Raw genomic sequence first — 12,992 nt, 5'->3', positions numbered from 1 at the left:
AAAAATAAGGCTTACCTTCTTTAGGCAAGCCTTTCAATTTTTTAAGATGGATATGGTTAATTATGTCTTTTACTTATAATCTCCATAAATTCCTGAACCTCTTCACTTTCATGATCCCAAAAAGGATATTGAGTAGCGATGAAACCCTCAGCATCACGCTGGCTGTCTAAGGTCTCCAAGTAGTCTATTACACTGTTAAATGCGCTTTCATCACCGTCAAAAAGTAGGTTTATAAACATAAAACGCTGATTGATGCTAATGCTTTTTTTTATGCTCTCTATTTTTCGGTTACGGTGAACGTCTCCAAGAGTTTGCTTGTTTTCAGCATGAGAGTCATTTAAGATGGACTTTTTTACGTCAAAGCGACTATTGATTTGAGGCTTTGCGTTTGGCTCAGAGTTTCCATAGTATTTTGAGTTTCCATAAATTATATTCTCGTCAAGCGGTAATACCTTGGAGAATTTATCTATATAAACATCTACATCTTCAGGGCTTTCTAAGGTTTGCTCAAAGGCTTCATTTAATAATTGAGCGGCCTCATCTTTAGATATTTTCTCATAACCTTTTTCCTCTGCCTGCTCTATTATGCTAAGCAGTACATTTTGGTTGATTTTTACATACTTAGAAATTCTCTTTAGATCTTTCACCATTAAACTTTTAGCCTTTGGGTTATTAATGAGGTGAGTGTAATAATCGTATGGAGAAAATATAAGTAGAATGGTTTCTTGAGTGGCTTGTAACAGCAGAGGTCCAAAGTTTTCCTGTGTAATGGCTATATTTCTAGAAAGAATATTCATAAATTCTTTCTGAGCCTCTTTTACTTCGGGTGCATCATAATTAAAGTATGGACTTTGAATCTTGCTTGTCTCTTTTCGCCAGGCGTTAAGCAGGTTTTTCATTACAAATAAATTGATTTGCCTGATTTCCTGGAGCTCTAATATTTGAGGGCCGGTAATGACATCGTGCTGTGAAAAATGTGCTTGCAGCAGTCGATCACAAAACTCATTACTATATCTTTTTATACCCTCTTGGTTTAGAATGTTTTCCATACTCTTAAAAATCGCTTAATTTACATTTTGCCTTATAAAGTTAAGAAATATGCCTAAGATCGTCATCAAAAATCTTTTTGATAAGACCATAAGTGCTCCTAAAGGAGAAAAATCAGTGTTGAAAATTATGCAAGAAGATTTTCAGGATTGGATGCATGCCTGTGGAGGAAAAGGAAGATGTACTTCCTGTAAAATGATAGTAGTGGAGGGGATGCAAAACCTTTCAGAAGTGAATGAATTTGAGAATAGATATAAGGAAAAAGGAGCTCTAAATGCCAACGAAAGGCTTGCTTGCCAGAGTATACTTGAGGAAGGTGAGATAACTATTGAGGTGCCGGATAGAAATAAATTGCCACACCTAACTTATTCATATTAAGTGGATGAGCTAAAAATAAACTTGAATGCTTAATTTTGAAGTATGTTTATAGAGCCCAACTTTGGAAAGACGAAAAGGACCGGATGGATAGAGGTTATTTGTGGATGTATGTTTTCTGGTAAAACCGAAGAATTGATCAGGAGGCTCAATAGATCCATTATTGCCCGCCAAAAAGTAGAAATTTTTAAACCTACTATAGATAAAAGGTACCATAATGAAGATGTAGTGTCTCATAATAGTACATCTATCCGTAGCACGCCAGTAGACTTTGCTAATGACATAATTCTTATGGCCGGAAATTGTGATGTTGTAGGTATCGACGAAGCACAGTTTTTTGATCCTGAAATAGTTAATGTTTGTAATACGCTTGCTAATAACGGTAAGCGGGTCATAGTAGCTGGGTTGGATATGGATTTTGAAGGAAAACCATTTGGCCCTATGCCTAATCTGCTGGCTGTTGCTGAGTTTGTAACTAAGGTACATGCTATTTGTGCCACTACAGGAGAGCTAGCTTCTTATTCTTTCAGGCTTACTGATGAAAAGGGTAAGGTTTTAGTGGGTGAAAAACAGGAATATGAAGCACGTAGCAGAGCCAGCTTTTTTGAAGGAATGAAAGGAAAGCAGAATTCATAATGATGGTGAAACAGGTACTTTTCCTGATCTCTTTATCATTAATGAGCATATTGTCTCCGGCTCAGGATATACCTATAGGTACCTGGCGTACTCATTTTTCTTATAACAGCATTTCTTTGGTACTCAATACGTCAGATAGAGTTTATGCATCATCAGGAGATGGCCTTTTTTATTTTGATCAATCAGATAATAGTTTTAATAAAGTTTCTAAAATACAAGGACTGCAGGATAACCGAATCTCTGCCTTAGGGTACGCGAAAAATTTTCATGCCCTCATGATTGGTTATGCTTCTGGTAATCTGGATGTAATTATTGATGGCGATATTTTTAGTTTTGATTTAAATACCAACTCTCAGATAGTAGGGTCAAAGCGTATAAACGATTTTATTTCTTTCAATAACAGTGTTTATATAGCCACAGATTATGGCATTTTAAAGTTTGATCTTGAAAAGATCGAGGTGCAAGAGGTATATCGTGAGATGGGGGAAGAAGCTTCTCAGGTAGCAGTGAGTGATTTAATGGTTTTTGAAAATCAGCTGTTTGCTATTACTGATCAAGGGCTGCTTTCGGGAGAGATAGATGATGCAGTGAATTTGTTGGATTACAAGAGCTGGCAAAATCATGCTGAAGATATAGGTATGCCGGAAAATTATCCGGATGTCATTTCTATATTGAATAATGAGCTTATTATTGGTGTAAATAGTGATGGCCTATTTTTATTAGAGGGTGACGAGTGGGTTGCTTTAAACCAGCTAACCAAGCAGACTTTCAACAGCGCTGCTACAGTAAATCAAAAAGTGATTTTTGCCCTTGAAAAATCTATAGCTTCTGTTAGTGCCAGTGGTAATGTTGAGTTAATCACCAATGCCCTGATAGATCAGCCCTTAATGTCAGTGAGTGATGGCGTTAATCTTTGGGTAGCTGACGCTGCCAATGGTCTAGTTTCTGATTATGGAGGAGCCTTTAGTGCATTTATGCCCAACGGCCCGGTAAGTAATGATATCTATAAGCTAGAAGAGCTAGGGGGGATAATAGCTTTATCTCCTGGAGGCTTTAACCAATCAATGCAGCCTCTAAACAATGACTCAGGGTATTCTTATTTTGAAAATGGCTCTTGGTCTACACATACATGGAAAGCCGGAGATGAATCCCTTTTCAAGGATGTAACTGATGTAGCCTATCGTGCTTTAGGAGGAGAAACTACATTTTATACCTCTTCAGCCGGTTATGGCATTCTGAAACAGAATCAGGATGGAAAATATACCATCTTTAATGAAAACACCGCCGGGTGTACTTTGGAAAATACTACTGGAGATATACATGGCATTTTGGTTCCAGCCATAACCGCGGTAAATGAAGGGATCTGGATCTTAAACTATGGCGCAGAAAAGCCGCTCCACTTTCTGAGTTATGATGATATGTGGACGGCTTATGATATTCCTGGTTCTATGGCTAATTATTCCAAGGATTTGTTACATGTAGGGGGTAGAATATGGCTACAGATAGATGCCAATAGGGGTGGAGGGATTGTTATTTTTGATCCTGAGACCGGGGATAGCAGATATCTAAGTGCTAAGGTAGGAGAAGGCGGCATCTCTAATAATGCTGTAAATACTATGGTGGTTGATAAAAGTGGCTATGTGTGGGTGGGTACTGATGATGGAGTTTCTGTTTTTACCAACCCAGAGGCAGTTATGCAAGGAGCCGTGGATGCTTTGGAGCCTATTTGGGAGGGAATGCGTTTGTTAGCTGGAGAAAGAGTAAATAGCATAGCGGTAGATGGAGGTAATAGAAAGTGGTTTGCTACTAGTAAAGGAGCATGGCTTTTTAATGAAGGAGCAGATGAGCAACTATCATTTTTTAATACAGAGAATAGTCCACTTTCTTCTAATGAAATCTATCATATAGCGATTGAAGATAATACCGGAGAGGTATTTATGTCAACTAAAGAAGGGCTTTTATCTTACAGAAGTGTAAGCTCAGAGGCTGAAGCTACTCATGACAATGTAAAAGTTTTTCCTAACCCTGTTACCAGAGACTTTACAGGTATGGTAGGTATAACTGGCTTAGCACAGAATGCCCAAGTGAAGATTACGGATATAAGTGGTAAGCTAGTTTGGCAAACCAGAGCCAATGGAGGTACAGCCTCTTGGAATGTTACTGACTACAAAGGGAATAGGGCTGAAACAGGTGTTTATCTGGTATTTAGCTCCACAGATGATGGCGAGGATGCCTATGTGGCTAAAATCGCAGTGGTTAACTGATATAAATTAAAATTTACGATAAGGGAGACGTAGGGTATGTTACACAAAACAAGGGGTGTTGTTTTTAAGTACTTCAAATATCGTGATACTTCCATTATAGTTAAGGTGTTTACGGAAGCTTTTGGCTTGCAGACCTACATTGTTAATGGCGTAAGGAGTAAGTCATCTCGGAGTAGAATTGCGCTTTATCAACCACTTACTTTATTGGATATGGTGGTGTATAAAAAAAATGCTACCGAAATAAACAGGATTTCTGAGGTGAAATGTAATCATCCATTTTCAACAATTTCTACCGATATAAAGAAAACGTATATTGCTATCTTCTTGGCAGAAGTTCTATACAAGTGCGTGAAAGAAGAGGAAGAAGATGTATCTGATCTTTTTAACTTTATTTATCATTCCATCGAAATATTAGACCATTTAGAATCTGGGTACGAGAATTTTCATTTGCAGTTTTTGCTTAAACTATCGCATTATCTAGGTTTTGGGCTGGAGTCTCCAAAAGACCATTTTCTAACAATGGAGGATGAAGACCTTGGTCTGCTAACCCACCTTGTAAATAACTCGTATGAGGCACATGTGAAGATTTCTAATTCCTTGAGAAGAACTTTACTAGATCATATTGTGAGGTTTTATAAAGTGCATATTGAGTCTCTGAAAGAGATTAATTCTTTAAATATATTGAAAGAGGTAATCTAAGTTATTACATTTGAAAATTATTAATTAAATAACTTTAAATATGAGAAAAAGAGTCTTATCTCTTGTGCTAATATTGCTTTGTTGTCTGGCAGTAAAAGCTCAAGATAATAATACTAAACTTTTTACAGCTACAAATGTGGTTTGGTGTGGGTTAGATTATTCTTATGTGAAATGTATTGGTAGTGAGGGTTTTACTGATCCTGAAGATATAACTCGTCGGTTCTTTGATAGCTGGAATAAGCTGATGCTGGATGAAGCTAGTAAGTATGATTTTCGAGAGGAGTATGAATTTAAAGGATTATTGTATGATCTAAGCGTAGTAAAGGAAAGAAATGATATTCCGAAAGCAGATGAGTTAGTTATTAATACAGATTATTCATTACCTGAAGGTAAATTAAAGGAGATAGTATCAGATTATGATTTAGATAAAGTCTCTGAAGGGCTGGGTTTAGTGTATGTAATGGAGAGTTTGAATAAGTTTGAAAAGAAGGCATCTATCTACGTAGTATTTTTTGATATAGCGACTAAAGAAATTGTTTGGAGTAAAAAGTATTACGGTAGTGCCGGAGGTTTTGGGTTAAGAAATTATTGGGCACGGTCAGTGCTTGGAGTGTTAAATCAGAGTGCTTACGACATTACCAGAGATAGAAAGAGGTTTGCTAAAGGCAAGTTGTAATTTTACCTGATTTATAAGAAGAATGTGCATGACCTGTTAGAAATGACAGGTTTTTTAATTATTGATTACCTAGAGATGTCGAAGAGCTTATTCATAATTATTTTTTTAATTTATTTTCCATTCATCAAGAGTCAGAGCTAAGATAAAAGTTCATTACTTTATGATGCTACTACCGTGGTTTGGTGTGGTTTAGATTATTCACATGTGAGATGTATAGGGGAGGAAGGTTTCACTGATCCTGTTAAAATAGTTAATACCTATTTTGATGCATGGAATGATCTCATCCTATTTGAGTCTGATAAATATCATTTCCGTAAATATTATCACTTCGTGCAAGTAATGACTGACTTAAGTGTGGTGAGAAGGAGGAATGAAATGCCTTATCCCTTTGATCTAATAATTGAGGATGAAGATTATGTTATTTCTCAGGATGATCTGGTTAATATAATTTCTGACTATGACTTACATAGCGTTAAAGATGGTTTAGGGCTTGTTTATGTAGTGGAGAGTTTAAATAAAATTGAACGAAAGGAGACTATTCATGTTCTGTTTTTTGATATTTCTACTAAAGAGATTCTCTGGCATGAGAGGTATGTGGCTTCGGCCTTTGGATTTGGTTTTAGGAATTACTGGGCTAGTCCTATTCACGAAACCATTCAGAACAGTGGAGCCCTAATCAGGTATGAAAGGAAAAAGTTTAAAAAAGGTAAGCTATAAGGCTTACCTGATTACTTGAGATAAGTTTGCTAATATTCTCTCTGGTTTTGTTACAAAAGGGTTGTTTTGATCCCATACATAACCTGCGAGCACTGAACATATCTGTTTTCTGATTTTTTCATTACGGTTTTCGCTAAAGAATATTTTTTGCAAGTCGCCTCGGTACCAGGCTTCAATGAATGCTTTGAATACCGCATTTCCTTTCTTGATGTGCTCAGTATAGCTCAGGTCCCAGTCTACTGGCTCGCCCTCTAGCTCTTTTTCTATTAGCTCCGCTGCTAGTGCGCTAGATTCAGTAGCTAGTGTTACACCTGAAGAGAATATGGGATCTAAGAAGCCGGAAGCATTTCCGGTAAGCACATAGCCTTTACCATGAAGTTGTTTCACATCAGAAGAGTAGCCCGCTATTTTACGGGGCTCAAATATAAACTCACTATCAGTGAACCTATCTCTAAGTGCTTGTACATTGGCAATCCAATGGCGCATTTGTTCTTCCATGCTACCTTTTATATTATCCATCTCTTCAGAGTCTCCCACCATACCTATTGATGAGGTTCCGTCAGAAAAAGGAATAACCCAACCCCAGACATTATCAAGATGTACTATTATAATGATCCTCTTCCTTTCAGGGCTTTCAGATACCTGCCTTGGCTTTACATGACAAAAGATGGAGGTACGAGGAGGTAAATTAGAAGGTTTTTCTAAATTTAGTAGTCTTGGGAGTACTTTTCCATAACCACTAGAGTCCACTATATATCTTGCTTTTATATAATATTCAGAATCCTTGTTTTTTACCGTGGTGGTAGAAGATCCGTCGTTTTCAAATTTCACATCCGTAACTTCAGTTTCATATTCCAGAGTAACTCCTCTATTCTGAACTTCTTCCGCCAGTACTTTATCAAAATCAGCCCTTTGTACCTGCCATGTCCAGCCCCAGCCTTCGGTAAATTGATTGGCAAATTCGAAATCACAATATTCATCAGCTTTAGCAAACATAGCTCCGAATTTTTTTTGAAAACCATGAGATTCAATGGTTTCTATCAGATTAGCTTTCTGGAAATTTTCCATACACCTGGGTAGCAGGCTTTCGCCGATTACAAAGCGTGGAAATTTTTGCTTTTCTACAATATGAACCGTATAGCCTTTTTTATGAAGAATAGAGGCTGCTACAGTTGCTGATGGTCCGGCTCCTATTATTAGGACGTCTACTTCTTTTGTATTGCTTTTAAAATCAGGCATATATTTTAAAAAATGCTTTTTGCTTTCATCTAAAAAATGACAATTTATGACATTGTTTGCTCATAGCTTAATTATTTGTTTTGTAATTTACCGACTAGTTAAAATATTAATGTCATTTTTTAATAAAACGTTTCACATTAATGGTAAAAATAGAAGTCGGCTCATTATCACTAGCTGATGTTGAGAAGGTTGTATTTGAAGCTGAATCTGTCAAATTATCTGATAATACAGAAAAAGTAATTAGAGAAAGCCATAATTTTTTAAGCGAATTTTCTAAAAATAAAGTCATTTATGGAATAAATACCGGGTTTGGCCCTATGGCTCAATATAAGATAAATGAGTCTGATCAAAAAGACCTACAGTTTAACCTTATCAGAAGTCACTCTTCGGGGCAGGGAGAATTAATTAACCCCATGGCAGTGAGAGCATCTATGTTGGCCAGGTTAAATACCCTCTCGCTAGGATACTCTGGCGTGCATGAGTCATCGGTGAATATTCTTATTCAACTCATCAATCATAACATTACTCCTGTTATCTTCAAACATGGCGGTGTGGGCGCTAGTGGAGATTTGGTGCAGCTAGCGCATTTGGCTTTAGTAATGATAGGTGAAGGGGAAGTGATATACGAAGGGCAAAGGCGGCCCACAAAAGAAGTTTTTGAAAGGCTAGCTATTGAGCCCATGCAGATTAAACTGAGAGAGGGGCTGGCGGTAATGAATGGAACCAGTGTGATGACAGGTATAGGCATTGTAAATGCCGTTAATGCCCAAATTGCCATAAGTTGGTCGATCGCTATTTCTGCTATGATATGTGAAATGGTAGATTCTTATGATGACTACTTCTCTGCTCAGCTTAATAGAACTAAAAAGCATGCAGGACAGCAGCATGTAGCTGCACTTATGAGAGGCATCATGGATGATAGTAAATATATTCGAAAAAGGGAAAAGCAGCTATATGAAACTCTGGTGGAAGAAGAGGTCATTTCTAATAAAGTTCAGGAATACTATTCATTACGGTGTCCACCTCAGATTTTAGGAGCTATTTATGAAACTATTAAAGCAGCACAAAAGCTGCTTGTAGAAGAGATAAATTCGGCTAATGATAACCCTATAGTGGATGTTGAAAACCAAAATGTATATCATGGCGGAAACTTCCATGGAGATTATGTGGCGTTTGAAATGGATAAGCTAAAAATAGCTGTGACCAAGTTATCAATGCTGGCTGAGAGGCAGTTAAACTTCTTGATGAACCCTCACCTTAATGGTATATTGCCTCCTTTTGCTAATTTGGGTAAATTAGGATTTAATTTTGGTATGCAAGGAGTTCAGTTTACGGCCACTTCCACTACTGCAGAAAATCAGATGCTCGCTAATCCTATGTATGTACACAGCATACCTAACAATAATGACAATCAAGACATAGTAAGTATGGGTACTAATGCTGCCAGCTGTGCAGAGAAAGTAATAGAAAATACTTTTGAGGTGCTAGCCATAGAAGTAATTTCCGTAGTTCAGGCATTAGATCATTTGAAAAAAGTAGAAGGACTCTCTTCTCAGAGTAAAATGATATATAACAAGGTGCGAGAGATAGTCCCCTTATTTAGAGATGATTACCCTTTGTATGCCAAAATAAAGGAGGTTAAGGAGTTTATGATGAAAAATTCTTTCTTGAAGGTATAAGCATTTATTGGAAGTGAAATATTATATGGATAAATTGCAAATCCTTTTTTTTAAGTGAAAAACGAATTATTAGGGGTATGAGTTATGCATTAGTTACGGGTGGATCCAGAGGGATTGGAAGAGCCATTTGTGTGCAATTAGCCAAGCAAGGTTATGACATTTTAATTAACTATTCTTCCAATAAACAAGCTGCGGAAGAGACTCAGGAAGCTGTAGAGCAAGAGGGTAGAAAAGCAGCTTTGCTCCCTTTTAACGTAGGTGATAGGGTCGCTTGCAGAGAGGCAGTAGAACAATGGTATGCTAATAATACTGATGAAAAAATTGAGGTATTAGTAAATAATGCAGGGATCCGTAAGGATAATCTCATGGTTTGGATGAAAGATGAAGAGTGGGATGACGTGATGGGAATTAGTCTTGGAGGATTTTATAATGTTACCAAAAGTGTTTTACCGGAATTGATAAAGGAGAAAAAGGGAAAGATCATAAATATAGTATCATTGTCAGGGTTGAAGGGTTTGCCTGGGCAAACTAATTACTCAGCGGCTAAAGCTGCAGTCATAGGGGCTACAAAATCATTAGCCCAAGAGGTAGCTAGAAGAAATATTTCTGTAAATGCTGTGGCCCCCGGCTTTATCAGAACAGAAATGACAGAAGATATTAATGAGAAAGATGTCAAAGGACTCATCCCTATGAGAAGGTTTGGAACGGCAGAAGAAGTGGCGAGTGTGGTAGGATTTTTGGCCTCAGATGCTTCTTCTTATATAACAGGAGAAACTATATCCATAAATGGAGGCCTATATTAGTAAGTTGGAGTTAAATGAAAAGAGTTGTTATCACCGGGATAGGTATTTACTCGTGTATAGGTAAAAATCTTGACGAAGTAAAAGATTCCCTATATAAGGGCAAATCAGGTATTGGAATCGATCCTCAAAGGAAAGAGATGGGTTTTAGGTCAGGGCTCACGGGTATTTTAGAGAAACCGGATTTAAAGGCCAGCCTAACCAGAAGACAGAGGATAGGACTTGCTGACCAAGGTGAGTATGCCTACGTTTCTACCGTAGAGGCCATGAAGCAGGCGGGCATGGATGAGGATTTTCTCGCTTCAGGAGATGTGGGTATCATATTTGGGAACGATAGTTCTGCAAAACCATGTATAGAAGCAGTAGATACCCTTAGGCTCAAAAATGATACGGCTCTGATAGGCAGTGGTTCTATTTTTCAGTCAATGAATAGTACTGTTACTATGAATCTTTCAACCATTTTTAAGCTCAAGGGCATTAACCTGACCGTAAGTGCAGCTTGCGCCAGTGGTTCTCATTCTATAGGCCTTGCTTATATGATGATTAAAAGTGGCCTTCAGGAAAGGATTATCTGTGGAGGCGCTCAGGAAGTCAACTATCAATCTATGGGGAGTTTCGATGGCTTAGGTACATTTTCAGTGAAAGAAAGCGAACCTCATAAAGCTTCTAAGCCTTTTGATAAAAATAGAGATGGACTTATTCCAAGTGGTGGTGCTGCTACCGTAATAATAGAAAGTCTGGAGTCTGCTCAGGCACGTGGTGCTAAGATCTATGGTGAAATTCTAGGATATGGCTTCTCTTCTAACGGAGATCATATTTCTCACCCTAATGTAGATGGACCTACCAAGTCTTTAGAAATGTCACTGAAACAGGCAAATTTAAAGCCTTCTGATATAGAGTATATTAATGCGCATGCTACTTCTACTGTGGCAGGCGATTTAAATGAAGGCCAGGCAATCCTCAATGTATTTGGTGATAAGCAGCCTTTGCTGAGCTCTACCAAATCTATGACAGGGCATGAAATGTGGATGGCTGGTGCCAGCGAAGTAGTCTATTCGTTGTTAATGATGCATAATTCTTTCATCGCACCTAATATTAACCTGAAAGACCCCGAAGATGAACTTAAATCTTTGAACTTTGCGTTTGATACGATAAATAAGGATTTCAATATATTTTTATCCAACTCGTTTGGGTTTGGAGGAACTAATTCTAGCTTAATCATTAAAAAATTTGATTAATATTTTTACGACGAGATGAACAAGGACGAAATCATAGAAAGAATAAACGGGTTCTTAGTAGAAGAATTTGAGGTGGAGCCAGAGGTGATAGAACCTGAGGCAAACTTGAAAGAAACGCTGGATCTGGACAGTTTGGATTATGTAGATCTTGTAGTAGAGGTTGAAAGCAATTTTGGCTTCAAGGTTAATCCTGAAGATTTTGGTGGTATTACTACTTTTCAGGATTTTTATGACTATGTGATTCAGAAAGCGGAAGAAGTGTAATGTCATCCTGGAAAGGGAAGACCCGAGGCGGCCTTCTTGGGTACCAAATATTTATTTTCTTGATCAGAAGGCTTGGGTTGGGGGCTGCTTACCTGCTTCTTCGATTTGTAGCTATGTACTACGTTTTATTTGCGCCCAAGTCTACAGCCGGTATTTATAAGTACTTTCGTATTATAAAAATGGGTTGGCCCAAAGCTATGTTGTCGGTTTACAAAAGCTATTATGTTTTTGGACAAACGCTAATAGATAAAGTGGCAATAGGAGCTGGAGGTGCTAGCAAGTATTCTTATACTTATGATGGCATTGAACACCTGAGAAGTTTAAAAGATACTGGAGGAATTGTAGTTGGAGCTCATTTTGGTAATTGGGAAATTGCAGGTATTTTACTTAATGACCTTAATTTAACTACCAATATCCTTATTTATGAGGCTGAACATGAGAAGATAAAGAATTTTCTCGATAAGGTGATGAAAAGCAAGCATGTGAATGTTATTCCCATCAAAAGTGACCTTTCGCATTTATTTAAAATCAATAATGCCTTAAGAAATAAGGAGGTGATTTGTGTGCATGGAGATAGGTTTATGGATGGAGCCAGAATACTGCAAAAAAAGTTTCTTGGGAATAAAGCATTTTTCCCATTAGGTCCTTTTAGTATGCTTACTAAGCTAAGGGTACCTTATACTTTTGCCTATGCTGTGAGGGGGAAAGGAAGAGTATATCATCTTTCTGCTACTCCAATACAAGAGGTAACTACTTCTGATGAACAGATACTAGATGATTATATCCAACACTTGGAAACTAAAGTGCTAAACTACCCTCTTCAGTGGTTTAATTACTATGATTTTTGGAGTAAAGATGTGAAAGGAGCCAGTGTAGAATCATAAATAATGATAGAAATAACAAGAGAAAAAATTGCTAGCCTTTCTCCTCAATTTCAAGGAGATGATATTCTTAAATTTATTCCTCAAAGGGATCCTTTTGTTATGGTGTCTGCCATGTATCAATATGATGCAAACTCGGTGCTTTCTGGTTTGGAAATAACAGAAGATAATATTTTAGTGAAAAATGGGGTCTTTACAGAAGCAGGGCTTACTGAAAACATGGCTCAAACAGCCGCTCTTTTTGCAGGTGCTAATGCTCAGCAAAAAGGAGATGAGGCGCCAGTAGGTTTTATAGCTTCCATCAAAGGCTTGCAAATAGAAAGACGTCCGATAGTAGGGCAAAATCTCTATACTACTATAGAGATTGTGAATGAAGTGATGAACGTGCAGATAGCAAATGCTCATGTTTTTGATGAGAATTTGAAAACGTGGGCTAAAAGTGAGATAAGGATTTTTCTGCAATCTACAGAGTTATAA

General features: G+C 37.5%; 14 protein-coding genes. 12 read left to right on the top strand and 2 right to left on the bottom strand.

Going from position 1 to position 12,992, the window contains the following annotated elements; all coding sequences use genetic code 11:
* Positions 1–56: 56 nt before the first annotated feature.
* Entirely contained in the window at positions 57–1,049 is a 993-nt protein-coding gene (locus JL102_RS11970; protein ID WP_202244651.1) for a hypothetical protein, read from the bottom strand.
* 49 nt (positions 1,050–1,098) lie between these two features.
* Between JL102_RS11970 and JL102_RS11965 the strand changes: the two genes are divergently transcribed.
* The 6 genes from JL102_RS11965 (at position 1,099) to JL102_RS11940 (ending at position 6,414) form a co-directional block, all read left to right on the top strand.
* A complete protein-coding gene (locus tag JL102_RS11965) occupies positions 1,099–1,425 on the top strand; it encodes a 2Fe-2S iron-sulfur cluster-binding protein (RefSeq protein ID WP_202244650.1) in 327 nt (108 codons plus the stop codon).
* Between the two features lie 42 nt (positions 1,426–1,467).
* The gene (locus tag JL102_RS11960; protein ID WP_202244649.1) at positions 1,468–2,058 is read left to right on the top strand and encodes a thymidine kinase; all 591 of its coding nucleotides are present in this window, start codon (positions 1,468–1,470) and stop codon (positions 2,056–2,058) included.
* A complete protein-coding gene (gene porZ, locus JL102_RS11955) occupies positions 2,058–4,322 on the top strand; it encodes a type IX secretion system anionic LPS delivery protein PorZ (RefSeq protein WP_202244648.1) in 2,265 nt (754 codons plus the stop codon). Before JL102_RS11960 ends, porZ begins: the two co-directional genes overlap by 1 nt.
* 36 nt (positions 4,323–4,358) lie before the next feature.
* Positions 4,359–5,021 carry a DNA repair protein RecO gene (recO, locus tag JL102_RS11950; RefSeq protein WP_202244647.1) on the top strand — a complete coding sequence of 221 codons (663 nt, stop codon included), beginning with the start codon at positions 4,359–4,361 and terminating at the stop codon, positions 5,019–5,021.
* Between the two features lie 40 nt (positions 5,022–5,061).
* The gene (locus tag JL102_RS11945) at positions 5,062–5,697 is read left to right on the top strand and encodes a hypothetical protein (RefSeq protein ID WP_202244646.1); all 636 of its coding nucleotides are present in this window, start codon (positions 5,062–5,064) and stop codon (positions 5,695–5,697) included.
* A gap of 204 nt (positions 5,698–5,901) precedes the next feature.
* Positions 5,902–6,414 carry a hypothetical protein gene (locus JL102_RS11940; protein WP_202244645.1) on the top strand — a complete coding sequence of 171 codons (513 nt, stop codon included), beginning with the start codon at positions 5,902–5,904 and terminating at the stop codon, positions 6,412–6,414.
* Positions 6,415–6,417: 3 nt separating this feature from the next.
* Here the strand turns inward: JL102_RS11940 and JL102_RS11935 are convergent, their stop codons facing one another.
* Entirely contained in the window at positions 6,418–7,653 is a 1,236-nt protein-coding gene (locus JL102_RS11935) for an NAD(P)/FAD-dependent oxidoreductase (RefSeq protein ID WP_202244644.1), read from the bottom strand.
* A gap of 140 nt (positions 7,654–7,793) precedes the next feature.
* On the opposite strand from JL102_RS11935, the gene JL102_RS11930 reads away from it, so the two are divergent.
* From JL102_RS11930 to JL102_RS11905, 6 genes are all read left to right on the top strand, one after another.
* Entirely contained in the window at positions 7,794–9,332 is a 1,539-nt protein-coding gene (locus JL102_RS11930; RefSeq protein WP_202244643.1) for an HAL/PAL/TAL family ammonia-lyase, read from the top strand.
* Positions 9,333–9,409: 77 nt separating this feature from the next.
* The gene (gene fabG, locus JL102_RS11925) at positions 9,410–10,135 is read left to right on the top strand and encodes a 3-oxoacyl-ACP reductase FabG (RefSeq protein ID WP_202244642.1); all 726 of its coding nucleotides are present in this window, start codon (positions 9,410–9,412) and stop codon (positions 10,133–10,135) included.
* Between the two features lie 14 nt (positions 10,136–10,149).
* Positions 10,150–11,370 carry a beta-ketoacyl-[acyl-carrier-protein] synthase family protein gene (locus JL102_RS11920; RefSeq protein WP_202244641.1) on the top strand — a complete coding sequence of 407 codons (1,221 nt, stop codon included), beginning with the start codon at positions 10,150–10,152 and terminating at the stop codon, positions 11,368–11,370.
* A gap of 15 nt (positions 11,371–11,385) precedes the next feature.
* Positions 11,386–11,634, top strand: coding sequence for an acyl carrier protein (locus JL102_RS11915; protein ID WP_202244640.1), 249 nt, complete (start codon positions 11,386–11,388; stop codon positions 11,632–11,634).
* Complete coding sequence (locus tag JL102_RS11910) at positions 11,634–12,518, top strand: LpxL/LpxP family acyltransferase (protein ID WP_202244639.1); 885 nt, start codon at positions 11,634–11,636, stop codon at positions 12,516–12,518. Before JL102_RS11915 ends, JL102_RS11910 begins: the two co-directional genes overlap by 1 nt.
* Before the next feature lie 3 nt (positions 12,519–12,521).
* Positions 12,522–12,992, top strand: coding sequence for a hypothetical protein (locus tag JL102_RS11905; RefSeq protein WP_202244638.1), 471 nt, complete (start codon positions 12,522–12,524; stop codon positions 12,990–12,992).

Origin of the sequence: Fulvivirga sediminis (assembly GCF_016757215.1) — a bacterium.
Lineage (GTDB): Bacteria > Bacteroidota > Bacteroidia > Cytophagales > Cyclobacteriaceae > Fulvivirga > Fulvivirga sediminis.
The sequence above is the reverse complement of the archived record's forward strand: the minus strand, read 5'-3'. Positions and strand labels throughout refer to the sequence as shown.